Origin of the sequence: Lysinibacillus sphaericus OT4b.31, assembly GCF_000392615.1 — a bacterium.
In the GTDB taxonomy this organism is placed as follows: Bacteria; Bacillota; Bacilli; order Bacillales_A; family Planococcaceae; genus Lysinibacillus; species Lysinibacillus sphaericus_B.
Map to the genome: position 1 here is coordinate 993105 of NZ_KB933398.1, position 25690 is coordinate 1018794.

Here is a 25690-nt window from a genome sequence, read left to right on the forward strand (position 1 = left end):
GAAAAACTGTCCAATCAGTATAAACACGTTGATTGGACAGTTCGTCGTCTAATGAAATAACTTTAATTTCTCAATTCTCATAATGGCTTCACGTAAGCGTTCCTCACTAACAAGTAAGCCAACACGGACAAAGCCTTCACCATAGTCACCAAAGCCATTTCCTGCAGCGACCGCAATATCTGCTTTATCGAGTAACAAATCGGCAAATTGCTCACTTGTATAACCGAATGGAACAGGAAGCCATGCAAAGAATGAACCTTTTGGTGCTGTTACCTGCCAGCCAATTCGTTGGGCTTCGTCAACGAGAACGTTTCGACGCCGTTCATAGGTTGCTCTCAGCTCTATCGTACAATCCTGTGAGGAAGTAAGTGCTATAGCGGCTGCCTGTTGAACGGCAGGGAATTGGCTACAAAATAGATGATCCTGAATAACATTAATCGCTTCAATAATTTTGGGGTTTCCAACGGCAAAACCAATACGCCAGCCGGCCATATTAAACGTCTTAGATAACGTATACATTTCAATGCCGACATCTTTTGCGCCCTCAGCTTGCAGGAAGCTGATAGGCTTATTGCCATCAAAGCCAATTGCGCCATAAGCAAAATCATGTGATACGATAATATTGTGCTCTTTTGCAAAACGAACTGTTTCTTCAAAAAACTCAAGTGTCGCTGTACCACCAGTGGGATTATTCGGATAGTTTAAGTAAAGTAACTTGGCACGGGCTTTTACTTCGTCTGACAAAGCATTATAATCAGGCAAGAAGTCGTTTTCCGCAAAAAGCGGCATGACATCAAAATTAACATCACCTAGTACAACGCCTGATAAGTAATCAGGATAACCTGGATCAGGTAACAGCATATAGTCGCTAGGATTTAAAACAGCCAGTGGTAGTTCAACAAGGCCGATTTTTGTACCTCCGAGAATGGCCACCTCTGTTTGAGCATCAATGTCGACATTGTATTCACGTTTGTAAAAATCAGCTGCAGCTTGACGCAATTCTGCTATACCACGAAATGGAGAGTATTTATGATGTTGCGGGTTTTCAGCTGCTTGTTGTAAGGCTTCGATAATATGTGGAGGTGTAGGCTGATCGGGATTGCCTTGTCCAAGATTAATAACATCTCGTCCTTCTGCAAGGGCCGAGTTGACTTTGTGCACAAGTGCCGCGAAAAATTGAGCTGGCAGTTGCTGTAGTTTTTTAGAGAATTCCATGTACTTTCACCTTTTTCAGAATATAATAATTATTATAGATATGTTGCAAATAGTATTACTTTTTTTACATATTGTCTAGAGGGGGAATGAAAAATGAAAATCGGTTGTATTCAATTAAACGTAGGTTTTGGCAAAGTAGAAGAAAATTTTGCACGAGCAGAGGAAAAGATTCGTGAGGTCGCAAGCCTTGGTGCAGAGATGATTGTATTACCAGAGATGTGGAATACAGGTTATGCGCTTGAAAAATTACCAGAGCTTGCGGACGTCGATGGCGAGCGTACAAAATTATTTTTACAAAATTTAGCGAAAGAGCTAGGTGTACATATTGTTGGAGGTTCAGTATCAACGAAGAAGGGCGATAAGTTTTACAATACAATGTTTACGTTCGATAACAATGGGGTGCAGGTCGGAGAATATAACAAGGCTCATTTATTCCGCTTAATGGACGAGCATTTATATTTAGAAGCAGGAGACGAAATGAATCGCTTCGCACTTGGTGATATTGAGGCGGCAGGTGTAATTTGTTATGATATCCGCTTTCCGGAATGGTTACGTGCTCATGCATTAGATGGCGCGAAGGTCTTATTTGTACCAGCACAATGGCCAACGCCACGCATTGATCACTGGAAAACGCTATTACAAGCACGTGCCATCGAAAATCAATGCTTCGTCATTGCGGTCAATCGTATAGCGAAAAAGGTGGAAAACTTCAACGGACAATCCATGATTATTCAGCCGTGGGGAGAGGTACTGTGGGTTGGTGCAGAGGACGAAGAAGTGGCTGTTATAGATGTTGACTTCTCAATCGTCGATGAAGTACGAGGTAGAATTCCTGTTTATGATGACCGTAGACCTGGATTATATAGTGGCGTTGTCATGAAATGAAATTAAAGAAGGTTCACCATAGAAAGCTGCCTCTTAAAGCCAAAAAACGGTTTAAGGGCAGCTTTTTCTTTTGAATAGGGGAAATGTACAGGTAATTACAGCATAAGAAAGGCTAGACGAAGTATCAGTATAAGCAAAACTACTCCAGTTAATAGTAGTAATAATAAAATGCGCTTTTTTAAAGTACTATTCATTTTCTTCCTCCTATTGCTTATATGTAAACATGTAACCGTTATAGGATTTATGTATAACCATTACAATACCCATTAACATGAAGTTTGATAGAAGAGAGCTACCTCCATAACTTAAAAATGGCAGTGTTACACCTGTTACTGGCAAAAGTCCGAGTGTCATACCAATATTTTGTGTAATTTGGAATGCTAATAAACTGGAAATACCAGCCCCCATTAATGTCATAAATGGATCTCTGGCTTGGACGGTGATAAGTACAATACGATAAATTACAAAAAATAACAATGCAATTACAAAGGCACCACCTGCAAAGCCTAATTCCTCAGCAATAGCAGAAAAAATGAAATCCGTATGCTTTTCTGGAACGTAGACATTGTTGTTTAAGTACCCCTTCCCAGTAGTTTCACCTGATCCAATTGCCAAAAATCCTTGTCGTACTTGAAAAGAGGAGTCGGGATATTCATAAGGTTGCAGCCAACCATAAATACGAGATACTTGATGTCCAGATAATTTTCCTAGTAGTTTTTCTGTAAAAAAATCATTAAATTTTACATAAAGAATAACTACGGTACTGACAATGACCAATGGGATAGTCGTAAAGGCTACCAGTAATTTTGTTTGTATGCCAGAAAAGAAAATCATCGGTAAAATCATCGCCATATATAACATAACCATGCCTGTATCTGGTTGCTTATAAACAACAAGTGTCGGTGGAATAACAATAAGTGCAATTTTAAGTAGTAGACCTAAATCTGTTAAATAAGAAGGACGTACATACTTTTCCTGATGAGCCACAATGACCTTACCGACAACTATTAAAAAAGCAAATTTCAAAAATTCTGATGGCTGCAGAGAACCTAAAAGTGGAATCTGATACCAAGACTTAGCTTCATTCACTGTACGTGCAATACTCTCTGGTGCCACAATTAACCCAACTGTCAACAAAACCATTAATCCGTAAAATGGCCAACCGATTTTCTTTAATTGTTCAACATCAAGTGTAGCAACACCAATCATCATTGAAAAACCGATAAGGTAAAAGATACTTTGTTTTATAATGAAAGAACTTGTGTATTGTTCGAATACTACACTTCCAGAATGTACAAAGAGACAACTAATTACACCGAGCAACAATAGACTAACAACTAAACTCCCATCCAATTTCTTAAGTTGCATCGTGCAAACACCCCCTTCTGTGTAAAAATGTGTATATACATACAAAACGCTGGAAATGTGTGGAAGGTTGCTTGTGAAGGAGATAGCAAAATTCTTCGAGTAATTTTTACAAAAATATAACACTGGCTTTATATCTTCATACTATGATTATTGGTAAGAGTTGGAGAAGGAGCCAAAGATGATGCAATTTTTTCGTTACATTAAGGTAAAGGATAAACTACTGGTTCTAATGATTGTTTGTGTACTATCAAATGTGCTTCTAGGAGTATTTAGTGTAGATTACTTGCGAAAAATGTCATGGCATGCGAGTGAAAGTTATTCGCAGGGGCTTGTACCTATTGGATGGTTGAACGGCTTAGAGGAGGCACAGAGACAATTAGATTTTTTAGTTAGTTCTAATGGTACTAATCAAGAGTTGGCTGCAATCTTTAAAAAAATTGAACAGCCTATAGGTCAATTGGAGAATATAGATATCGATAAAAAGATGAATCACCAAGTGAAAAAGTATAAAGCATTACTAGCACAGCAAGTGGAAATGATCGAAAACTATCAGCAGTTGGATAGCGATGAACGGGAACAATTTTATGAGCAGACATTTTTGTCAGTTAGCCAAGAAAGCCATACACTATTAGAAGAAACACAAAGTTATTTAGTGCAGAGAGCAGAGGAACAGCAGCAAGCCTACCAAAAAGATATGAAATTTGGTTATTGGTTACTAGGCGGCGTATGCCTATTCGTAGTGCTTTTAGTAATTTTCATCAGTTTTATAGCTACAAAGGCGGTTAATGTGCCAACGCGTCAGTTAAAGTCATTATTAAAACGTGCTGAGCAGGGGGATTTCACGGCGAATGCAAGCTATGTGGCACATGATGAGCTCGGGGAAGTTGTGTTGTCCTACAATCAGATGGCTACTGAGGTGAAGCAATTACTTCATACGGTAACACAGAGTGCACAAGAGGTTGAAGGAATGACAGAGATGTTGCAGGTATCGTCGGAACAATCTTCAACAACTACGCTCAAAATTGCAAAGGATGTGCAAACGATTTCTGATGCTACAAGTGCCTCAACTTTAAAATTAGCCTCCAATACAGCCTCGCTGGAAGAGGTGCTAAATGGTGTGCAGGTCATTTTAGAGAAAGTACAACTTGTGGAGAGTTTTGCCCATGAGACCGCGCGAGATGCAGAAAGCGGAACGGAAATAGTCCAAGCGAATTTAGCACAAATACAGGCTATTAAACATGCAGTGGAAAAATCGAATACAGCCATTTTTACCCTTGTTGAGCGGGCGGCAACCATTGATCATATGGTGGAAGTGATAGAGAAAATCACGGCACAAACGAACCTGCTAGCACTGAATGCCTCCATTGAAGCTGCTAGAGCGGGAGAGCATGGCAAGGGCTTTGCAATCGTTGCTAACGAGGTACGCAAACTCGCAGAACAAACAGTGCATTCAACGCAAACGATTACGTCCATTGTACAAAATATTCACGTAGATTCTAACTATGCTGTACAAATGATGGAGGGTGTATTAACAGCGACTGAAAAAGGTGTGAATGTAACAGGACAAACAGCAACCAGCTTTGATCATATTTTAGAAAAAGTACATACTATAAAACCTTATATAGTGGAGGTATCAGCTACGGTTCAAGCAATAGCGAATCATACGAAAAAGGTTAATGAGGATGCGGTCATGTTAACCTCACTTTCAGACACAAATGCCACCTCTACCAAACATGTTGCGAAACTAACGACAGATCAATTAGCAGCACAGCAACAATTTCATAACTATATAAAAGAATTACGAAAAGTATCTAAGGTATTACAAATTGCCGTAAAGCGTTTTTTAATATAATAAAAGTTAGGTAATAAATGGATCGAGAATATAAGGGAACTTTCTTTACGTTATAGAACATAAAGAAAGTTTCCTTTTTTATGCAATAATAACGTTTTTGTGTTTTTGGAGTGAACAATTGTATTTATCAACTTGTTGCTGAACGTTTTTTATTTGAATTCATATACTAATAATAAGGGTTTTTTCGTTAAAGTTTTAAAAGTTATGAACATTTGTATTGTGTTTTTATTATGAACACTTTATAATAAAAATCAGTTAAAATGTTATTAAATCAATGTTTATATGTATAATATTGTGCTTTACAAGAGTACAATTGTTCACAGGTGGAGGTTTGGAGAAATGGAAAAGATTATGGTTACAGGAGCCCTTGGTCAAATCGGTTCTGAACTAGTTGAAAAACTTCGTGGTATTTATGGAGAGGACAACGTGCTAGCTACTGATATTCGGAAGCTTGAACATACAAAGGGTCCGTTCGAAGTACTGGACGTGACGGATGGACAAAGAATGCACGATTTAGCTAAAGATTTTGGAGCAGATACGATGATGCATTTAGCAGCATTATTATCCGCAACTGCCGAAAAAAATCCTTTGTTCGCATGGAATTTAAACATGGGTGGTTTAATGAATGCCTTAGAAGTATCGCGTGAATTAAACTTACAATTTTTTACTCCTAGTTCAATTGGTGCATTTGGTCCTTCAACGCCAAAGGATAATACACCACAGGATACATTACAGCGACCAACTACTATGTATGGGGTAAACAAAGTAGCTGGTGAATTATTATGTGACTATTATTTTGATCGTTTTGGGGTAGACACAAGAGGTGTGCGCTTCCCAGGGCTGATTTCTTATGTGACCCCTCCAGGTGGTGGTACAACAGACTATGCGGTAGAGATTTTCTATGAAGCCATTGCGCAAGGTAAGTACACATCTTACATTCAAGAGGGCACGTACATGGATATGATGTATATGCCAGATGCATTACAGGCTATTGTAGATTTAATGGAGGCAGATAGTAAGAAATTAATTCATCGCAATGCCTTTAATATAACTGCTATGAGCTTTGAGCCATCTCAAATTGCAGCTGAAATTAAAAAGCATCTGCCACATTTCCGTATGGATTATATGGTTGATCCAGTGCGTCAAGCAATTGCTGACAGTTGGCCAAACTCTATAAATATTGAAGCTGCCCAAAATGAATGGGGTTTTAAGACGGAGTATGATTTAGCAAGAATGACAGCAGATATGCTGGAGAAATTAAAAATTAAGCTTCAAAAAAAGGCGATTTCCTAATAAAAGATTGAAGACGACTCTATTGCATGTGGATGCAATAGAGTCTTTTTTTTGTTCGTCACCAAAAGTCGAGGGTGACATTTGTTATAACTTATGCCCAGTAGATAAGTTGATTGGAGTGGCGGCTGGACGTCTCCTTAGGGATCAGCGGCTCATCGGACGCCCCCAGGAAAGCGTTCAGTCGGAACGGAAATCAACCACAAGTTTTGGGGATGAGTCTTTTTTTATAAAAAATACAATTTATCTCCATGAAAAAGAAAGTGTAGGGAATATATAGCGCAAGTACAAATAGCCCCTATTAACGACGGTAGTACGCTACGAGCAACTATTTTCTACCTTTTTTGTCTTTGCCATGTCCAATTAGCTGTCAAGAAAAGAAAAATTGTGTCACTTAATTTCATAAATTCCTACAATAAAAAAAGACGAATCTTGAAGAAGACTCGTCTCTTTATATAGATTACTGGATTAAGTTATATCCAATCTTTGAAGTTTAAACGTTTGTTCAGTATATACATGATTGGTGCACCGACTGCTAGTACAACAAATTCACCTACAGCAACTGTTAGCCATGTCCAGAAAAATGGCAATTCTAAGGCTAAGTTCAATTCAAAGGCGATTATGAACATTGTGCATGTAAATAACAATGTGTTGACGAATAAGCGTGCCCAAATATTTTTTACAAATTTACATATAAGTATGAACAGACCTAGCGTAATCATCGAATGTCCAACGCCGAAAACTAAATCGTAAATGCCAAGAGGTGAAAATATATTTGAGATAAATACGCCAATAATAATTCCTACGGCAAAACGTGGATTAAAGGCAACTAAATGATTAAACATTTCCGATACTCGGAATTGCACTTCTGTAAACCCGAATGGTGCAACAAGCAAAGTGACAGCAATATACAATGCTGCAATAATACCACTTGCTGCTAAAAATTTTACTTTCATCTATTCATTTCTCCTTAGTTTTTTTTCGTGGGATGGTTACGAACCACGGTGCTTTTACACAAATAAATATTTTAGTATAAAACTAACAAGGAAGTCAAATGTCAAAATAATAAAAGTCATTTATAAAAAGTAAAGTCCAAAATTTTACTTCGCAAAATTGTCATAAAATAATTTGAATGGATGCTAAAATTATTACTTTCATTAAAATGGCGTATTTTAGCGGTTTAAAGCGGCAAATTAAATGAAGAAGTAAAATATTTCGTTAAATATAAAAGTCAGAACATTCATAATGTTGTTGACGAACATCAATAATAACGATAATATAGCGATACGTTCACACTTTGCTTGAGTGAAGTGTGATAGATAATAGAGATAATAGTCGGGGGGATTATTTGTGAAGCGCAATATGAAAAAGCTTTCGTTCCTATTATTTGGGTTAGTATTAATGCTTGCTGCATGTGGTGGCGGTGGTTCAAGTTCAACTGAATCAAAGGGTGACGAGAAGAACAATGCAAGTGAAAGCGGCTCTGCAGATGAAAAAACATATAAAATCGGGATTACTCAAATCGTTGAGCATCCATCGTTAAATGCAGCGACTGAAGGCTTCAAAAAAGCCATTGAAGATTCGGGCTTAAAGGTAGAATATGATTCGCAGATTGCTCAAGGCGATAACAGCTTAAACACAACAATCGCAAATAACCTAGTAAGTGCAAATGTCGACTTAATCTTTGCCAACTCTACACCATCTGCACAGGCAGCAGCTACTGCAACTAGCGATATTCCAGTCATCTTTACTTCCGTAACAGACGCAGTTGGCGCACAATTAATTGCGTCAATGGAAGCACCAGGTAAAAACGTAACAGGAACGATCGATTTGCACCCTGATACAATTACCAAAACGGTGGCCTTATTAAAAGATTTAGGTGCTAAAAACGTTGGTATGGTCTACAACGCTGGTGAGCAAAACTCAGTAGCACAGGTAACTGAAGTGAAAAAGATAATGGGCGAGCAGGGCTTAACAGTAAAAGATGCTTCAGCAGCCACTTCAGCTGATGTCAAACAAGCGGCGGAATCACTAATTGGGAAAGTAGATGCATTCTATATTATTACTGATAATACGGTCGTATCTGCCCTTGAGTCAGTGATTGATGTAGCAGCAGCAAACAAATTACCACTTATTGTGGGTGAACTTGACTCGGTAGCACGTGGCGGTTTAGCTGCATACGGCTTTGAGTACTTTGATATTGGCTATGAAGCTGGCCAAATGGCAGTGAAAATTTTAAAAGGTGAAGCAACACCTGCTGAAACACCAGCTCAATATCCACAAAACTTAAAATTATTAGTAAACAAAAAAGTTGCTGATGCTTTAGGTATTGAGATTAAAGATTCTTGGGGTGCTGAGCTTTTAGAAAAATAATGCTCAAAGTGGCATCATAATTAGGTGAAGCGGGGGAGGCTTGTCCCCGCTTTATCTTCATTTTTTACGATAATTTTAGGAGATGATTCGATTATGTTTACAGCAATATTTGGCTCAGTAGAGCAAGGAATCATCTATGCAATTATGGCACTTGGTGTGTATTTAACATTCCGTGTGTTAGATTTTCCGGATTTAACGGTTGATGGAAGCTTTGTAACAGGGGCGGCTACAGCAGCGACGATGATTCTGCTAGGCTACCACCCAATCTTAGCGACTTTAGTGGCAATTGTTGCTGGATTTATTGCTGGATGTATGACAGGAATTCTTCACACAAAAGGAAAGATTAACCCACTTTTAGCAGGGATTTTAATGATGATAGCTTTATATTCTATTAACCTACGTATCATGGGGTTAACTGCAGAAAATACGATAGGTCGTCCGAATATTCCACTACTGAACTCAGAAACATTGTTTTCAAAGTTCCAAGTATTTTGGAGTAATTTAGGTATCGATGCTGCATTAAATAACGTATTAAAAGGCATGGGCATTCAGCAAGTACCGTCAACATGGAGTACGCTGATTGTAGTATTTTTCATCACGATTTTAATTAAAATTATTGCAGACTGGTTCTTAAAAACAGAAGTAGGGCTGGCTATCCGAGCAACTGGTGATAATAAACGTATGATTCGTAGTTTCTCTGCGAATACAGATACACTTATTATTCTTGGGCTAGGTCTTTCCAATGCACTTGTCGCATTTTCTGGAGCTTTAATCGCTCAGTATTCAAAGTTCTCTGATGTCAGTATGGGGATAGGGATGATTGTTATCGGTCTTGCCTCTGTTATTATCGGAGAAGCGATTTTTGGAACAAAAACAATTATGCGTACGACTTTGGCTGTTATTGCGGGTGCTATTATTTACCGTATTATTTTAGCGTTAGCATTACGTGTAGATTTCCTTGATTCTGGGGATATGAAATTAATTACAGCAATTATTGTTATTTTAGCGCTGATCGTGCCGCAGTTTGTGGATAAAAACAAAGAGCGAAAACGTAAAGCAAAGCGTGCTGTAGAACGTGCACAAGTAAAAACGGCTGAGCAAGGGGGGAAAGGTCTTGCTTAAATTGGATGGTATTAACAAAGTTTTTAATGAAGGCACACCAGATGAAAAAATCGCACTTGCTGATATCAATCTGCATTTAAAGCCAGGTGATTTCGTCACAATCATTGGTAGTAATGGCGCTGGAAAATCAACAATGATGAATATGATTTCTGGTGCATTAACACCCGACTTCGGTACAGTACGAATTGACAGTACTAATGTAACAGGGTTACCAGAATATAAACGTTCACACTATATTGGTCGTGTATTCCAAGACCCGATGGCGGGCACTGCGCCGACAATGACTATTGAAGAAAATTTGGCACTAGCTTACTCTCGCAATAAAAGCCGGGGCATACGTGTTGGCGTTGATAAAAAACGGCGTGAATTTTTTAAGGAATCATTAGGCATGCTTGGCTTAAATCTAGAAAATCGCTTATCAGCGAAGGTTGGCTTGCTTTCTGGTGGTGAACGTCAAGCGCTGTCTCTTTTAATGGCAACATTCACGAAGCCATCAATCTTGTTGCTAGATGAACATACAGCTGCCCTTGATCCGTCACGTGCGGAGCTAATTACACGCATTACAAAACATCTAGTTGAAAAAGATAACTTAACGACGTTAATGGTAACGCACAACATGCAACAAGCGTTAGACTTAGGAAATCGCCTCATTATGATGGATAAAGGTCAAATTATTTTAGAAGTTGGTGAGGACCGCAAGCATGAACTTACAATTCCAGATTTAATGGCAGAATTCGAACGCATACGTGGAGAGAAGATGAACTCTGACCGCGCACTGCTAGGATAATTTCAACGCCCATACCTCGGTATGGGCGTTTTTGTCGATATTTTGAGAAGTTGGGCGATAAACTCAAAAAGTTGGGTGATAAAAAAGCAAAAGTTATCGATAAAAGCGACGTTTGTTTCGATAAACTATGTAAAATTATCTGATAATTCACTTATAATAAAAGAAAGGAAGGAGGTGAGCGAATGTTATTGAAGCAGCGAGCAAAGTCTTCTAAGCAATTAATGTTAGAGATGATTGAACGAAGATTATCTAAATCTCATGCCAAATACATCTATTTTCATGAACAATTGAATAGAGCACAAGCAGGGTTTGTTGGTGAGCAAAGAGTCGATCAGCAATGGCTTGATATGCATATCAAGCATAAGCATTTTATATTACACGATGTAGAGCTTATAAATGACAGAGGTTTTTCACATCAAATGGATACATTATTTATATGTCAATATTTTATATGTATTATTGAGATTAAGAATATCGTTGGCCAAGTCGAATATATGGAAGATAATCATCAATTTATTAGAATAACTGCTAATGGAAGAGTAGATGGTTTTAAAAATCCATTTGACCAAGTGAAGCGACATGCTAGATTTTTGCGGCAACTTTTTCATGACATCAATGTAAATATCCCAATTGTTTATATGATTGTGTCGGCAAATCCTAATATGATTATGACATCGAATTTGTTGTCAAAGCCGATTATTCACGTTAGCGGATTAGCTGAAAAAATAGAGCAATTATTTCAACGATATCAACAAATTTGTATGGATGAAAAGAGTTTTCATCAATGTTCACACTATGTTCTGGCAATGCACCGGCCAACGCAATGGGTACCAGATGTTGAAATGGATGACTTAAGAAAAGGTGTATTATGTTCACAATGCAACTTTCAGCATGTAATGCACTATCACTTTGGTAAATGGCACTGCGAGGCTTGTCGATGGAACGATAGAGATTCCATACTAACGGCTTTGCATGATTATCTGTTAATTGTAGGGAATACAGTTTCTAATGGTGAATTTAGAGATTTTTTTGGAATCCCTTAAGAAAAGGTGGCTTATTATTTACTAAAACACTTAAAGTTTGAGGTTATGGGTGCAAATAAAAATAGACGATATATTATTCCAGAGAGCGTGTTAGATTATTGATAAGGCGACAAAGAGCTATCAGAGCGGTCAGGTAGTGTCGCATGTAAGATAGATGTCGATATTTTTTTAAAGTTGGGTGATAAACAAACAAAAGTTATCGATAAAATCGAAGTTTGTTGCATAAATAAAGAAATGCTGAAATCCACAAAAAAATCACACTCGCATACAAGCAAGTGTGACGAAAAATCTTATACTAACAAGCCAAACAATTGAAGGTCATTATTAACTTCTTTATAATTGAAGCCAAACTCTTTCATGCGAGCAAGTAGTCCTTCATAGTCGTTTCGGTTGCCGAGTTCAATACCAACTAGTGCAGGTCCACTTTCCTTGTTGTTTTTCTTCGTATATTCAAAAGTGGTAATATCATCATTCGGCCCTAGGACACTTGTTAGAAATTGGCGAAGAGCACCAGCTCGTTGAGGGAAGCTCACAATGAAGTAGTATAGTAAGCCTTCATGAATTAGAGATTTCTCTTTAATCTCTTGCATACGACCGATATCATTGTTGCCGCCACTGATGATGACAACGACTGATTTCCCTTTAATTACTTCTTTATAGTTATCAAGTGCAGCTACTGATAAAGCACCAGCAGGCTCTGCGATAATGGCATGTTTATTATATAAATCTAATATAGTTGTACATACTTTTCCTTCAGGAACCAACACGATGTCGTCTAAATAACGGCGACAAACATCATATGTGTGGTTGCCGACACATTTTACCGCAGCACCATCGACGAATTTGTCGATCCAGTCAAGTGCCACAGCACCACCGTCTGCAAACGCCGCTTTCATACTACCTGCACCAGCAGGTTCAACACCAATAATTTTACTATTTGGAGATAGGTTTTTCACATAGGCAGAGACACCTGACATTAAACCTCCACCGCCGATGCTACCGAATACATAGTCGATTGGCTCCTCCATGTCATTCATGATTTCAACGGCAACAGTTCCTTGGCCTGCAATAACATCAAAATCATCAAATGGGTGGATAAAGATTTTTTCTTGCTCCTCACAGTAAGCGAATGCACTCTCGGCAGAATCATCAAATGTATCACCAGCTAGCATAATTTCTACGTATTCACGACCAAACATACGCACTTGGTCGATTTTTTGTTTTGGTGTTGTTTGAGGCATAAAAATACTCGCCTGTATTTTCAGTTGAGCACAGGCATAAGCAACACCTTGTGCATGATTACCTGCGCTTGCACAGACGACTCCCGCAATACGTGCCTCTTCTTCAATTTTTTTGATTTTATAGTAGGCACCGCGAAGTTTAAATGAGCGTACATGCTGCAAATCCTCGCGCTTAAAATAAATACTAGCACCATACTTCTCTGATAAATAATCGTTTTTTTGTAGTGGCGTATGCACAACTACATCTTTTAAGAAATGATGTGCAATTAAGATATTCTCAACTTGCACAGTTTTAGTTTCAGCAACTTCCATGGCATTCATCCTCCGTTTTACGTATAAAACATTCATTTATGATAGCATATTTTATCAGGTTTTTGTTATTAATTTTTAGTAAATTCTAAATTTTCGGTGTCTATTTTGAGGACACAGTAAATTCAATAAACGTGTATTGTAGAATAATTTATTGTGTTCGAGAATAATTGATTGTTTATCGAGTTTTATTGAACTATCATTACGATGCAAGTTGCGCAGAAAATACCTAACGATCATAAAGAAGAACGCTAAGCATATATTAGACTAGCTTAGCGCAAGTAGGGGGTAAGGTATTGGAAATCATTCATGGAATTCTATCTACATATATGCAATTTTTCGATTGGGAGATGTGGCGGGAAGTTTTAGCTGATCCTGTGTCGTGGGGATTAATATCATCACTAGTGATAATTGAGGGATTGCTATCAGCTGATAATGCGCTCGTACTAGCGGTACTTGTTAAACATTTACCAAATAAGCAACGGAAAAGAGCATTAATGTATGGAATGCTAGGAGCATATTTTTTCCGTTTCTTATTTATTGGAATAGGCGTTTATCTTGTAGAGTTTTGGTATATCAAAGTGTTAGGAGCAATGTATTTAGGTTGGATTTGTATTGCCCATTTCTTAAAAATAGGGGAAGAGGATAGTTTAAAGGAAGTAAAAAAGTCGGGGATAATGGTTCGGTTGTTTGGCGTTTTCTGGGCGACTGTTATTTCTGTAGAACTCATGGATATTGCATTTTCAATCGATTCTATTTTTGCTGCCTTCGCGATATCCGATCAAGTGTGGGTATTATTAGTTGGAGGAATGCTAGGCATTTTAATGATGCGCACAATTGCAGGTGCATTTTTAATCATCATTGAAAAAATACCTGAACTAGAGTCAACGGCATTTATCATTATTGGTATTATTGCACTCAAAATGCTCGTTACCGTATTTGGCGTGCACATTCCGCATTATATGTTTTTTGTCGTATTGCTCATCGCGTTCGTGATGACAATGATTGTGCATGTGGTCAATAAATTAAAAGTGGCTTAATTGAAAAGCGGTTCTGTCCTCATTTACTAAAGAGGACAAAACCGTTTTTTATTTTACATATTGATCGGGGTTAATAATATAGAACCTTTCAACATTGAGCCAGCTTTCGCTCATTGGCTCGCCGTCATCAATGCGTTTTTCTGTTTCTTGCATCATCCAACCTGTTTGAGAGGCATGAGCTTGTAACGCTTTTAATTTATCCATCTTCATTTCACTTATATCTAATTGAATATGTGGTTCACCATTTTTTTCGATTGTATCATTGGCAAAGGCACAGCCTAAAATTTGTGGACGCGCTGCTGTTGGCATGCGACGAACGGCTTCCACTACAGCACGTGCAGTTGCTTCGTGATCTGGATGTACCGCAAAGCCAGGGAGGAAAGTGAAAATAAGTGATGGCATTAATTCTTCAATCAAGCCCTCAACAAGTTTCACCATTTTTTCGTCATCTTCAAACTCGATTGTTTTGTCTCGGAGGCCAAGCATGCGCAAGTCTTGAATACCCATCGCCTCTGCAGCAGCTACAAGCTCCTTGCGACGAATTTCTGGCAATGATTCACGCGTTGCAAATGGTGGATTACCTAAATTACGACCCATCTCACCTAGTGTTAAACAGGCATATGTAACAGGCGTATTCATTTTCTTTGTATAATAAGCTATTGTTCCAGCAACTGAGAAAGCCTCATCATCAGGGTGAGGGTAAACAATTAAAATATGACGCTGTGGTTGTAAATTCAAATAGTCGTCCCCCTTAATAAGTAAATGGCGTTTCGCTAATTTCAAGTGCAATCGCCAATTTGCCAGAGTAGTCTAGTCCAGCCATTAACAAACGGCCTAAATCATCTAATTCATAATGTGTGATGCCTTGGGCGTAAACCCATCCATGGACCATTTTTAAACCAACACGATGCGGTGAATCATCCACCACTTTCGCTAGTTCATAATTGATTTTTGCATTGCGAATAAAAGCACCAGCATTAAAAAAATTTTCGTCATAGTGTGCTGCATAAGAACCGTTTGTCGTCTCAAGATGAATGTAAACGTCTTTATTGGCGAAAGAATTCAATAATTCCTGCAACGTCTCTACCTGTATTTCCTGCATCTTAACACTCCTTTCACGATCGTTTCCCTTTTAAGTATAGTTAAAAAAGGTCACAAAGGGAAATTGAATGCCCTATTATCCATCAAATGATAATTTCTTCTCTGGATGAATCTGTGGTTTCTATATATTAAGATAATTATGTAATTCAATAAAGTTAGTTTTTTTAAGTTCAAATACTTGAATTAATTATATTAATGTAGCAATATAGGACACATGAAAGTTGATTCATATAAATCGAGTCGCTTGTCGCTTCGATTTATATTGTATGCGGTTTCATAATTTATAATGTTGGGAGATTTAAACTATGATTTATGCAAATCCTAATACTCCAGGAGCAGTTGTAAATTTCAAAGAGAAATATGATAACTTTATCGGTGGCGAATGGGTCGCTCCTGTAAAAGGTCAATATTTCGAGAATAAAACACCTGTAACAGGTCAAGTATTCACAAAAGCAGCTCGTTCAACTGTTGAAGATATTGAGTTAGCACTTGATGCGGCACATGCGGCGAAAGATGCATGGGGGAAAACTTCTGCAACAGAACGTGCAGCTATTTTAAATAAAATTGCTGATCGCATTGAAGAGAACTTAGAAATGATTGCTGTCGCAGAAACTTGGGACAACGGTAAAGCCGTGCGTGAAACATTAAATGCTGATATTCCTCTTGCAGCTGACCACTTCCGTTATTTCGCAGGTGCCATCCGTGCGCAAGAAGGACATACAACTCAATTAGATAACGACACAGTCGCTTATCACTTCCAAGAGCCACTAGGTGTAGTTGGTCAAATCATTCCTTGGAATTTCCCAATATTAATGGCAGCTTGGAAAATCGCGCCAGCACTTGCGGCAGGTAACTGTATCGTCATGAAACCCGCTGAGCAAACACCAGTTTCATTATTAGTTTTAATCGAAACAATCCAAGATGTTTTACCAAAAGGTGTACTAAATATCGTGAACGGTTTCGGTGTTGAAGTGGGTAAACCACTTGCAACAAATAAGCGTATCGCTAAAATTGCCTTCACTGGTTCTACTGCTGTTGGTCGTCAAATTATGCAATACGCAACTGAAAACATTATTCCAGTAACATTAGAACTTGGTGGTAAATCACCAAACGTATTTTTTGAAGATGTGATGGCTGCTGATGATGAATATTTAAATAAAGCAATTGAAGGCTTCGTTATGTTCGCTTTAAACTCAGGCGAAATTTGTACTTGTCCTTCTCGTGCTCTTATTCACGAATCCATTTACGATCAATTCATCGAACGTGCTTTAGAACGCGTAAAAGCTATTAAAATCGGTAACCCTCTGGATACAGAAGTGATGATGGGCGCTCAAGCGTCAGAGCAACAAAAACAAAAAATCCTTTCTTATTTACAACTAGGTAAAGAAGAAGGAGCTGAATGTTTAATCGGTGGGGAAGAAAATGTTCTTGACGGTGACCTTGCTGGTGGTAACTACATTAAACCAACAGTATTCAAAGGTCATAATAAAATGCGCATTTTCCAAGAAGAAATTTTTGGTCCAGTACTTGGTGTAACGACATTTAAAGATTTTGATGAAGCAATGGAAATCGCAAATGATACAGAATACGGTTTAGGTGCTGGTGTTTGGTCACGTTCTGGTGACACAGCATACCGCGCTGGTCGCGCTATCCAAGCTGGTCGTGTATGGACTAATACGTATCACCAATATCCAGCTGGTGCTGCATTTGGCGGTTTCAAACTTTCAGGTATCGGCCGTGAAAATCATGCGATGATGCTTGATCACTATCAACAAACCAAATGTATACTAGTTAACTATAAAGAAGAGGCGCAAGGTTTCTTCTGAGTTTAAAGGATGGATAAGTACATGGTAGAACAAGTGATTGCCACTAAAGAGGCTTTAAAATTAATTGAGCTTATTAAGAGTAGACATGGCGCTATCATGTTTTATCAATCTGGCGGCTGCTGTGAAGGCTCTGTACCGATGTGTTATGTAGAAGGAGATTTTAAGCTTGGAGACAACGATATCTATCTTGGTACAATAGGTGACGTTCCTTTCTACATTCACAGGGCACAATATGAGTATTTCAAACATACGCAATTGATTATTGATGCGATGGTAGGTAGAGGTGCAAGTTTTTCTTTAGATAGTGTAGAAGAAATGCATTTTATCACGAAATCAAAAGTGTTCACAGCAGATGAGTATGAAGAAGTTAAGAAACTATTTTAATATAGCAAAGGAAACCACGATTCTCTTTTATGACGGAGAATCGTGGTTTTTTATAGATAATGGGTATGTATCTTCTAAAACCGATGGAGTTTTTGTTCAATTGAATCTAAACGATCATTAACAGACTGTAATTGTTTACACATCTGTTTAAATTGCTGATGTTGATCAAGTGAATTAGACGATTTTAATTGTGCTGCTTCTTCTTCCTCCTGTAAGGCTAATATTGTGGCGAGGGTTGATAGCGAATAACCGAGCGTTAAAACAATTGAAGCGATTACTTCCACTTTAGAGGCGGTTAATTCATCAAAAAGCAATCTTGATTCTTCGGTTGTATCTTCAAGTTTACGTTTTTTCATATTTCTCCCTCCCATATACAGCTAATATATGGTATGTAATGCACTAAGGTATCTTGTCCAAGTTTTTTCTCTGTGCATAAAATTCTTAATTTTCAGTAAATAAAATTGATTTTCCTAGAAAAATATAGGATTATAAAAAGACAAAAAGATAATTTTGAGGAGGAAATGTTGTGAATAAAGAGTTTAAATATTGTAAGGAATCAAGAGTGATGCGGACAAGCCGAGTTTTTCCGAATGATGTTAACAATCATAATACGCTTTTTGGTGGGCGTTTAATGAGTGATATTGACCAAGTAGCCTCAATCTCTGCTGCAAAGCATAGTCGTAAAGATTGCGTCACAGCTTCGACGGATTCTGTGGATTTTTTGCATCCGATTCGCCCGACAGACTCAGTGTATTTCGAATCTTATGTTACATGGACTGGAACTTCTTCAATGGAGGTCTTTGTAAAGGTTATTTCGGAAAATTTAAAAACTGGAGAACGTAAAGTGGCTGCAACTGCTTTATTAACCTTTGTGGCATTAGATGAAAATAATCGACCAGCAGCAGTTCCGCGCGTTATACCTGAAACTGTTGAAGAGACGAAATTACATGAAACTGCGTCTGAACGGGCAAAGGCACGAACTGAGCGTAAAAAAGAAAGTAAGGCCATGGCTCGTTTTATTTCAATGAACGATCCATGGGATTATCGGCTCGAACTGATGGAGAACTACATGTAAAAAGGCATCTGATTAGTATTAAGATTCACTAATCAGATGCCTTTTTGTTTTGTTATATTGATGAGTTAGCCATTATAGTTTAAAAATATGTGCGCTTATGAATCAGATTTCAGTTACTGTTACTTCTGGTGCGCCGAAGCGTGATTTTGCACCATGCATAACTGGACCAACATAGTCATTTAACGCCCAACCATGAGCAATTGCAGCTGATACGAATTCTTTAGCTTCAATAACAGCTTCTTTTACAGATAGACCGTTTGCTAGGTTCGCTGTAACAGAAGCAGCAAACGTACAACCTGCTCCGTGATTAAAAGTGGAAGCTACTTTTTCCGATTCCAACAAGTAGAATGTAGTGCCATCGAAGAATAAGTCTGTAGCTTTTTCAGTCGCTAATGCTTTACCACCTTTTATCACGACAGCTTTAGCACCTAGTTCGTTAATTTTACGAGCAGCTACTTTCATGTCCTCGATTGTTTTTGGTGTACCAGTACCAGCTAATTGACCAGCTTCGAAAAGATTTGGTGTTGTGACAGCAGCAAGTGGTAATAGATGTTGAATCATGGCATCTGTGTTACCAGGGTTTAACACCTCATCATCTCCTTTACATACCATAACTGGGTCAATGACAACGTTTGAAGTGCCAGACTTTGCAATAGCGTCGCCAGCAATACGAATGATTTCTTCTGTTGAAAGCATCCCTGTTTTCACAGCATCAATGCCTGTCGATAGTGCTGTATCAATTTGTTTTTGTAAGAGCTCTGTTGGTAGTGGTGTAACATTGTGTGTCCAACCGTTTGGCTCCATTGTTACGACTACTGTTAGTGCAACCATACCGTATGTGCCATGTTCTTGGAATGTTTTAAGATCGGCTTGCATACCTGCGCCGCCTGATGTATCTGAACCTGCAATTGTTAATGTTTTTTTTAGAGCCATGTGAAAGATCTCCTTTATAATAAAAGTTTAAAGTTACCGTCTAGTATAGTCTGATTCTGATTCTATAAAAATAGTCAGAAATCAATATTTTTATAAGGTCAGCTTTATCTTAAACTTGAATTAGGCATTATTTTTTTGTACGGTTGTAATATAAAGAAAGGGGCTTTTATTTGCAATGAAACAAGTTTTCCCGAATGATTGGCAAACAATACTTGCTGATGAATTAGAAAAACCATATTATCAAGCACTCCGTCAATTTGTAGCATTCGAAAATTCAACCCAAACAATATATCCACCGTTGAACGATGTTATGAATGCGTTTTATACCACAGCTTATCGTGATGTGAAGGTCGTGATTTTAGGACAAGATCCTTATCATGGTCCCAACCAAGCACATGGTTTAAGTTTTTCTGTGAAGCCAGGTATTTCACATCCACCAAGTTTACGTAATATGTTACAAGAATTACAGGACGATATGGGTTGTCCCATTCCACAGGATGGCACGTTAACAAAATGGGCACAACAGGGTGTTATGCTCTTGAATACAGTTTTAACAGTACGGGCAGGTCAGGCGAATTCCCATAAGGAGCAAGGATGGGAGCAATTTACAGATGCAGTGATTGAAAAACTAGCATCAAGACAAAAGCCAATTATTTTTGTGCTATGGGGTAAACCAGCGCAGCGAAAAAAACAATTAATTTGTAATTATTCAACTCCCCATATCATCTTAGAAGCACCACATCCGAGTCCACTAAGTGCATACCGTGGTTTTTTTGGGAGTAAGCCCTATTCCAGGGTAAATGAACAACTAGTAGCGTGGGGGGAGAAACCAATCGACTGGTGTTTAGTGTAGATTGGCACAAATCGTTTACTTTATACACATTAAAAATCATGGTACAGTTAATATAGAAGAAAGAGAGGGACAACGATGCAGGTGAATTGTTTCAAATGTCAATATTTTAAAGTAACATGGGACCCGCAAACACCACGAGCCTGTGTGGCATACGGCTTTAAGACAAAACAAATACCATCCGTTGTTGTCAAACAATCCTCTGGAATGAACTGCTTAAAATTTGTGCCAAAAGAAGAAAGTGGGAGAGCGCAATGATTTCTTATCAAGCCGTACTACAGCAACTTGAAAAACAATTAGCCGATGCAAAAAATGCAGCAAGTGAACAACAAATACGTGAGACACTAACGGCTATTCGTGCGTTATGTGATGTAGTGTTAGATCTTCCTGCAGAAGCTCCAAAGGCACCAACAAAACATTTGCCACAAATGTTAGCTACGGGGTCTACACCATCGAGCATATACACAGCGAAGATTGAAGAGGATGACGGTGCAAACGGCGATTCGATTTTTGATTTTTAAGCCAAGATAATGAACAATTGGGTTTTACTTAAAGTGTTAAGGAAACTCAAATATGAGACTATCGAGTAAATAAAAGGCAGGGTAAACGACATGAAAAGATTTATTGTCACAGGCGCACTTCACGGCTTTTTAGCAGTAGCATTTGGTGCATTCGGTGCACATGCATTAAAAGAAAGATTAGACGATTATGGCCAAGGTATTTGGGAAACGGCAGTACAATACCAAATGTTTCATGCGACAGGCTTACTTGTGATTGGTCTATTAATGAGCACAAAATTACTAGGTGAAGTAAAACAATTAAATGTAGCTGGTATCTTCTTTAACTTAGGTATAGTCTTCTTTTCCGGCAGCCTATATGTGTTAGCATTAAGCGGCATAAAAGTGTTAGGTGCTATTACACCAATTGGTGGGGTGCTATTTTTAACAGGATGGGTACTTATTATACTAACAGTCCTTAAACAAGCAAGATAACAATTTCAATCACTCCCTCACATAAAAATGTAAGGGAGTATTTTGCTTTTATTGGTCATTACTTGGGTAACCGGTAGAACCGCACGGGTGTATCAATATCAAAAAATTAGCCAATCACTCTCCTCTCTATACTAGATACATATTAAATTCAATTCCTATTGTTTTTGTAAGGATTTATGAGGTACACTATGATTACCAGAAAAATTCGACAATAAGAAAATGGGGAGATGCTATATGGAAAGATTATTTACATTACTCGATGAAAACTATGAAGAAATAGTAGCAATCCGTCGTCATTTACATGAGTATCCTGAGTTATCTTTTGAAGAAGTGGAAACACCAGCATATATTGCTGCTTTTCATAAAGCATTAGGGCATGAGGTACGCGAGCAGGTGGGAGAACGTGGCGTTGTTGCTACATTGTATGGTGCGAAACCAGGAAAAACGGTGGCGCTACGTGCGGATTTTGATGCATTGGCGATTCAGGAGGAAAATGAAGTTCCTTATAAGTCAAAGATAGCTGGTAAAATGCATGCATGTGGACATGATGGACATACAGCTACTTTGCTTGGGCTCGCAAAGGCGTTAAATGCCATGAAGGGTGAGCTTGCCGGTAATGTGGTGTTTATTCATCAGTACGCGGAGGAAATTGCACCGGGTGGGGCCAAACCGATGATTGAAGATGGTTGTTTAGACGGAGTAGACGTGATTTTTGGTACACATTTATGGGCGCCAACACCGCTCGGTGATATATTGGTGCGCGATGGTGCTATTATGGCCGCTGCCGATAAGGCGGAAATCCTTATTCAAGGAAAAGGTGGTCATGGTGCGGAGCCACATCATTCAATTGATGCTGTTGTGCTTGCTTCACAGTTTGTCATCAATGCTCAGCAACTTGTCTCTCGCCGTATTGATCCATTAAAATCTGCAGTTTTAACAATTGGTCATTTTGAAGCGATTAACCCGTTCAATGTCATTGCAGAACGAGTTGCATTGACGGGGACAGTTCGTACATTTGAGGAGCAGGTACGTACGCAAATGGAACAGGAGTTGGAGACTGTATTAAAGGCGACTTGCCTTGCCTTTGGTGCAAGCTATGAATATCGTTATACTAGAGGTTATCCACCTGTCTATAACCATGTAAAAGAAACAGCATTTGTTGCACAGCTTGCAGTTGATGTACCGGGGGTTGAAAATGTCATTACATGTCCACCATTCATGATAGGTGAAGACTTTGCATATTATCTCGAAAAAGTACCAGGTACATTTTTCTTCACAGGTGCAAAAAAGCCTGAGTGGGATACAGCCTATCCACATCATCATGCACGTTTTGATTTTGACGAACGTGCAATGTTAATTGCGGCAAAAACATTAGGAAAAGCAACATTGCAATATTTACAAAATCATCATTAAAAAATGAGCTGTCCAATTTTATGGACAGCTTATTTTTTTGTTATGGATTTTGGTTAAAATAAGACATTTCCTCATCATATTCGGCAAAGTCAAAATAAATCATTGGGAATAAGAACCGGTGATTGGATTTCAGCTCACGTAATATCACATGATCCCGTCCAGCAGCTTCTACCACACCTCGTACTGTTTTCGTGTTCTTTCCTTGTTCTACAGCATGCTCAAAAGAAAAGTGGAAAGTTCCAGGCTTACCGCGATTCAATCGTAAAATGTTTTCGATATACGATTCTTCACGTCCGGGTGGCCGTCCGCTTGGAAGCGTCACTGCTGGAGGTGTCATTTGTTGCTGAGGTGTCGGTGTCCAATAGTAAGGCATCATAAGTAACAACCTTCTTTCAATTAAATTTGTGGACAATCACTTTCAGTTGGTGAGAAAAAGCAATGCGATTTAAAACGACCTGTGTTCCATTGACCGTACCATTGCGCAGGGCAGTCACCCGGTGGCATGAAAAACCAAAGAGAGCGGGTAGATGGATGAAATCTTTCACCTTGAATAACTCTTTTCGCTAATTTGAGATCTTGTGACCGTGCACGTTGATAAAAATAGCCCTTTGTTGTTGCCTCAAAGCCTCCAGGACGCTGAAAAACCATTTGCTCAAGCGTTCGAATATCACCAAAATCAAGACAATCTGCTCGGACACGATTGACGCCAACATTGCCGACCATGAGCATACCTAAATCTCCGTCACCTTCTGCTTCGGCACGCATTAGCCTTGCGAGCAGAGCTGTCTGTGCATCATTCGTCTTTATAACAGCGATTTTCATACCTCCTCGCAGACAGTATATGCATGAAGGTATTGTAGACATGTTTGATTTTGATGAGAAAGAAATTCACCTTTTGAAAATATTAAGCATATATTAGTAATAACGAGTGGTCTGTAATACAGGGTAGGGATGTCCACAGTAAGCGATTTTTTTGATATAGGGGTAAATATAGAGTAAGAAGATGTTTGGGGAAACCGGAGATAGTTTGCATGTGTATTGAATACATGTGAGGTGACAGAGAGATGGGGATTGGTATATGGGTTGGTATTTTAATAAGTGCTGTGCTGGCTTTTTTGCTCGGCGGTTTTTACGGCCAGCCACTCCATTGGTATCTATTCATTCTAATCATTGTCGTGGGCTTTTTCATTCATACGATTATTTTAATTTTGAAAGTAAAGAATGAAAGTTCATGACATACCGTGTAAGGAATGAATGTCTTATTTATGAGACAATCCCCTTTGTGTACCCAAGGAAAAAGAAAGCGAAAAAGTGCCATCGTAGAGGGATGGCTCTTTTTTGTTTTTTGTTATTTGTGATGAAGATTTGGAAATATCAATATTTTGTAAGTATATTGAAAATGTATTGTGACATACTAATGTGGGATTTATCATTGCTTTCATGAAGGAGTGTTACAATGCGTATTATTGGTATGTTTGTAGCAATTTTCGTAAGTGCATTCATAGCCATTGGAATAGCAGAGTACTACCATCAACCGTATAGTTGGTATTTAATTATTCTAATGGTACTTACGGGATTTTTTATCCATACAATTATTTTAATCTTAGAATCGGAGAACGGTGAGGAAAACGGAGCCTAAACCTAAAAAATGCGAGCCCACTTATATGGACTCGCACTTTCATTTAGCGATTGTCGTGCAGTACGCTTGATGCATGGTTAACGCTCACAGCAAAATGTTCTTTTGCTGCAAGAGACTAGCAGAAGCGTAAAGACGTGACATTCTTTTCGACAAGCACTTTTCTAATTATACAGTTAAGAATTTCACTAATTTTTCGTTATCAAGTAAGTTACCAACGAAGAATGCACCAAATTCGCCATAGCGAGCAGAAACTTCGTCAAAGCGCATTTCATATACTAATTTTTTAAATTGTAATACGTCGTCTGCGAATAATGTTACGCCCCATTCGTGATCGTCGAAGCCAACAGAACCAGTGATGATTTGTTTTACTTTACCAGCATAGCCTCGGCCAATCATACCGTGAGAACGCATTAACGATTTGCGATCGTCCATTGAAAGCATATACCAATTATCATCGCCCTGGCGACGCTTGTCCATTGGGTAGAAGCAGACATATTTAGAACGTGGAAGTTCAGGATATAGTCGTGCACGTACATGTGGATTTTGGTATGGGTCTTCATTTGACTCCCCAGCTAAGTAGTTTGAAAGCTCCACAACAGATACATAAGAATATGTAGGAATTGTAAAATCAGCAATTGCTAATTTGTTAAATTCAGCTTCAATCTCTTGTAGCTCATCCATTGTTTCACGTAATGTCATAATCATAAAGTCAGCTTTTTGACCTACAATTGCGTAAAATGCATGAGCACCTGTTTTAGCAACATCTGCATCATTCAATTTGTCTAAATAAGCAATAAATTCTTCAACTGCTGCTTGACGTTCTTCAGTAGAAACTAGTTTCCATGAAGCCCAGTCAATTGAGCGGAAATCGTGTAAAGCGTACCAACCATCTAAAGTAATTGCTGCTTCATTCATTATTCAAACACTCCTTCATAAATGAAAATCATTCACA

At 38.5% G+C, this 25690-nt stretch carries 29 protein-coding genes and 1 riboswitch; of the genes, 18 read left to right on the forward strand and 11 right to left on the reverse strand.

Features of this window, described 5'->3' with window-relative positions; translation table 11 throughout:
• Positions 1-48 precede the first annotated feature (48 nt).
• Complete coding sequence (locus H131_RS04510) at positions 49-1215, reverse strand: pyridoxal phosphate-dependent aminotransferase (protein ID WP_010857881.1); 1167 nt, start codon at positions 1213-1215, stop codon at positions 49-51.
• A gap of 93 nt (positions 1216-1308) precedes the next feature.
• Here H131_RS04510 and H131_RS04515 point away from each other — a divergent pair, with 93 nt between their 5' ends.
• Positions 1309-2100: a carbon-nitrogen family hydrolase gene (locus H131_RS04515; protein ID WP_010857882.1), complete on the forward strand. Its 792-nt coding sequence runs from the start codon at positions 1309-1311 to the stop codon at positions 2098-2100.
• Positions 2101-2304: 204 nt separating this feature from the next.
• On the opposite strand, the gene H131_RS04520 is transcribed toward H131_RS04515, so the two are convergent.
• On the reverse strand, positions 2305-3468 hold the full coding sequence (locus tag H131_RS04520; protein ID WP_010857883.1) for an FtsW/RodA/SpoVE family cell cycle protein: 1164 nt from the start codon (positions 3466-3468) through the stop codon (positions 2305-2307).
• Positions 3469-3646: 178 nt separating this feature from the next.
• On the opposite strand from H131_RS04520, the gene H131_RS04525 reads away from it, so the two are divergent.
• Both H131_RS04525 and H131_RS04530 read left to right on the forward strand, forming a co-directional pair.
• Entirely contained in the window at positions 3647-5320 is a 1674-nt protein-coding gene (locus H131_RS04525) for a methyl-accepting chemotaxis protein (RefSeq protein ID WP_230491821.1), read from the forward strand.
• 339 nt (positions 5321-5659) lie between these two features.
• Complete coding sequence (locus H131_RS04530; protein WP_010857885.1) at positions 5660-6613, forward strand: L-threonine 3-dehydrogenase; 954 nt, start codon at positions 5660-5662, stop codon at positions 6611-6613.
• 470 nt (positions 6614-7083) lie between these two features.
• Here H131_RS04530 and H131_RS04535 read toward each other — a convergent pair whose 3' ends face one another.
• On the reverse strand, positions 7084-7566 hold the full coding sequence (locus H131_RS04535) for a QueT transporter family protein (protein WP_010857887.1): 483 nt from the start codon (positions 7564-7566) through the stop codon (positions 7084-7086).
• Positions 7567-7574: 8 nt separating this feature from the next.
• Positions 7575-7619, reverse strand: a riboswitch (PreQ1 riboswitch).
• 341 nt (positions 7620-7960) lie between these two features.
• Here H131_RS04535 and H131_RS04540 point away from each other — a divergent pair.
• The 4 genes from H131_RS04540 (at position 7961) to H131_RS04555 (ending at position 11935) form a co-directional block, all read left to right on the forward strand.
• Positions 7961-8983, forward strand: a complete 1023-nt coding sequence (locus tag H131_RS04540; protein ID WP_010857888.1) for an ABC transporter substrate-binding protein — start codon at positions 7961-7963, stop codon at positions 8981-8983.
• Positions 8984-9076: 93 nt separating this feature from the next.
• Complete coding sequence (locus tag H131_RS04545) at positions 9077-10105, forward strand: ABC transporter permease (protein ID WP_010857889.1); 1029 nt, start codon at positions 9077-9079, stop codon at positions 10103-10105.
• A complete protein-coding gene (locus H131_RS04550) occupies positions 10098-10892 on the forward strand; it encodes an ABC transporter ATP-binding protein (RefSeq protein WP_010857890.1) in 795 nt (264 codons plus the stop codon). The genes H131_RS04545 and H131_RS04550 overlap by 8 nt, the downstream gene beginning before the upstream one ends.
• 182 nt (positions 10893-11074) lie before the next feature.
• Positions 11075-11935: a nuclease-related domain-containing protein gene (locus H131_RS04555; RefSeq protein WP_010857891.1), complete on the forward strand. Its 861-nt coding sequence runs from the start codon at positions 11075-11077 to the stop codon at positions 11933-11935.
• A gap of 290 nt (positions 11936-12225) precedes the next feature.
• Here the strand turns inward: H131_RS04555 and ilvA are convergent, their stop codons facing one another.
• Positions 12226-13488: a threonine ammonia-lyase IlvA gene (gene ilvA, locus H131_RS04560; protein WP_010857892.1), complete on the reverse strand. Its 1263-nt coding sequence runs from the start codon at positions 13486-13488 to the stop codon at positions 12226-12228.
• Between the two features lie 293 nt (positions 13489-13781).
• Between ilvA and H131_RS04565 the strand changes: the two genes are divergently transcribed.
• The gene (locus H131_RS04565) at positions 13782-14525 is read left to right on the forward strand and encodes a TerC family protein (RefSeq protein ID WP_010857893.1); all 744 of its coding nucleotides are present in this window, start codon (positions 13782-13784) and stop codon (positions 14523-14525) included.
• A 48-nt stretch (positions 14526-14573) separates the two neighbouring features.
• Here H131_RS04565 and bshB2 read toward each other — a convergent pair whose 3' ends face one another.
• Positions 14574-15263: a bacillithiol biosynthesis deacetylase BshB2 gene (gene bshB2 / locus H131_RS04570; RefSeq protein WP_010857894.1), complete on the reverse strand. Its 690-nt coding sequence runs from the start codon at positions 15261-15263 to the stop codon at positions 14574-14576.
• A 13-nt stretch (positions 15264-15276) separates the two neighbouring features.
• A complete protein-coding gene (locus H131_RS04575) occupies positions 15277-15627 on the reverse strand; it encodes a YojF family protein (protein WP_010857895.1) in 351 nt (116 codons plus the stop codon).
• A gap of 304 nt (positions 15628-15931) precedes the next feature.
• Between H131_RS04575 and exaC the strand changes: the two genes are divergently transcribed.
• Positions 15932-17452 (forward strand): acetaldehyde dehydrogenase ExaC, encoded by a 1521-nt coding sequence (gene exaC / locus H131_RS04580; RefSeq protein WP_010857896.1) that lies wholly within the window; start codon positions 15932-15934, stop codon positions 17450-17452.
• Positions 17453-17473: 21 nt separating this feature from the next.
• Entirely contained in the window at positions 17474-17836 is a 363-nt protein-coding gene (locus H131_RS04585; protein ID WP_010857897.1) for a DUF779 domain-containing protein, read from the forward strand.
• Between the two features lie 74 nt (positions 17837-17910).
• On the opposite strand, the gene H131_RS04590 is transcribed toward H131_RS04585, so the two are convergent.
• Complete coding sequence (locus H131_RS04590; RefSeq protein WP_010857898.1) at positions 17911-18192, reverse strand: hypothetical protein; 282 nt, start codon at positions 18190-18192, stop codon at positions 17911-17913.
• A 170-nt stretch (positions 18193-18362) separates the two neighbouring features.
• On the opposite strand from H131_RS04590, the gene H131_RS04595 reads away from it, so the two are divergent.
• Positions 18363-18911 carry an acyl-CoA thioesterase gene (locus H131_RS04595; protein ID WP_010857899.1) on the forward strand — a complete coding sequence of 183 codons (549 nt, stop codon included), beginning with the start codon at positions 18363-18365 and terminating at the stop codon, positions 18909-18911.
• Between the two features lie 102 nt (positions 18912-19013).
• Here the strand turns inward: H131_RS04595 and thiD are convergent, their stop codons facing one another.
• The gene (gene thiD / locus H131_RS04600) at positions 19014-19844 is read right to left on the reverse strand and encodes a bifunctional hydroxymethylpyrimidine kinase/phosphomethylpyrimidine kinase (RefSeq protein ID WP_010857900.1); all 831 of its coding nucleotides are present in this window, start codon (positions 19842-19844) and stop codon (positions 19014-19016) included.
• A 175-nt stretch (positions 19845-20019) separates the two neighbouring features.
• Here thiD and H131_RS04605 point away from each other — a divergent pair, with 175 nt between their 5' ends.
• From H131_RS04605 to H131_RS04625, 5 genes are all read left to right on the forward strand, one after another.
• Positions 20020-20697 (forward strand): uracil-DNA glycosylase, encoded by a 678-nt coding sequence (locus H131_RS04605; RefSeq protein ID WP_010857901.1) that lies wholly within the window; start codon positions 20020-20022, stop codon positions 20695-20697.
• Positions 20698-20772: 75 nt separating this feature from the next.
• Complete coding sequence (locus H131_RS25200) at positions 20773-20952, forward strand: hypothetical protein (RefSeq protein WP_010857902.1); 180 nt, start codon at positions 20773-20775, stop codon at positions 20950-20952.
• Positions 20949-21215, forward strand: a complete 267-nt coding sequence (locus H131_RS04615; RefSeq protein WP_010857903.1) for a YwdI family protein — start codon at positions 20949-20951, stop codon at positions 21213-21215. The genes H131_RS25200 and H131_RS04615 overlap by 4 nt, the downstream gene beginning before the upstream one ends.
• Before the next feature lie 90 nt (positions 21216-21305).
• Positions 21306-21686, forward strand: a complete 381-nt coding sequence (locus tag H131_RS04620) for a DUF423 domain-containing protein (RefSeq protein ID WP_010857904.1) — start codon at positions 21306-21308, stop codon at positions 21684-21686.
• A gap of 234 nt (positions 21687-21920) precedes the next feature.
• A complete protein-coding gene (locus H131_RS04625; protein ID WP_010857905.1) occupies positions 21921-23099 on the forward strand; it encodes a M20 family metallopeptidase in 1179 nt (392 codons plus the stop codon).
• 40 nt (positions 23100-23139) lie between these two features.
• On the opposite strand, the gene gerQ is transcribed toward H131_RS04625, so the two are convergent.
• Positions 23140-23475, reverse strand: a complete 336-nt coding sequence (gerQ, locus tag H131_RS04630; protein ID WP_010857906.1) for a spore coat protein GerQ — start codon at positions 23473-23475, stop codon at positions 23140-23142.
• Between the two features lie 20 nt (positions 23476-23495).
• Complete coding sequence (locus H131_RS04635; RefSeq protein WP_010857907.1) at positions 23496-23921, reverse strand: cell wall hydrolase; 426 nt, start codon at positions 23919-23921, stop codon at positions 23496-23498.
• Positions 23922-24163: 242 nt separating this feature from the next.
• Here H131_RS04635 and H131_RS24910 point away from each other — a divergent pair, with 242 nt between their 5' ends.
• Complete coding sequence (locus H131_RS24910) at positions 24164-24334, forward strand: hypothetical protein (protein WP_010857908.1); 171 nt, start codon at positions 24164-24166, stop codon at positions 24332-24334.
• A gap of 221 nt (positions 24335-24555) precedes the next feature.
• On the forward strand, positions 24556-24738 hold the full coding sequence (locus H131_RS04645) for a hypothetical protein (RefSeq protein WP_010857909.1): 183 nt from the start codon (positions 24556-24558) through the stop codon (positions 24736-24738).
• Positions 24739-24903: 165 nt separating this feature from the next.
• On the opposite strand, the gene hemQ is transcribed toward H131_RS04645, so the two are convergent.
• Positions 24904-25653 carry a hydrogen peroxide-dependent heme synthase gene (hemQ, locus tag H131_RS04650; protein WP_010857910.1) on the reverse strand — a complete coding sequence of 250 codons (750 nt, stop codon included), beginning with the start codon at positions 25651-25653 and terminating at the stop codon, positions 24904-24906.
• Positions 25654-25690 lie beyond the last annotated feature (37 nt).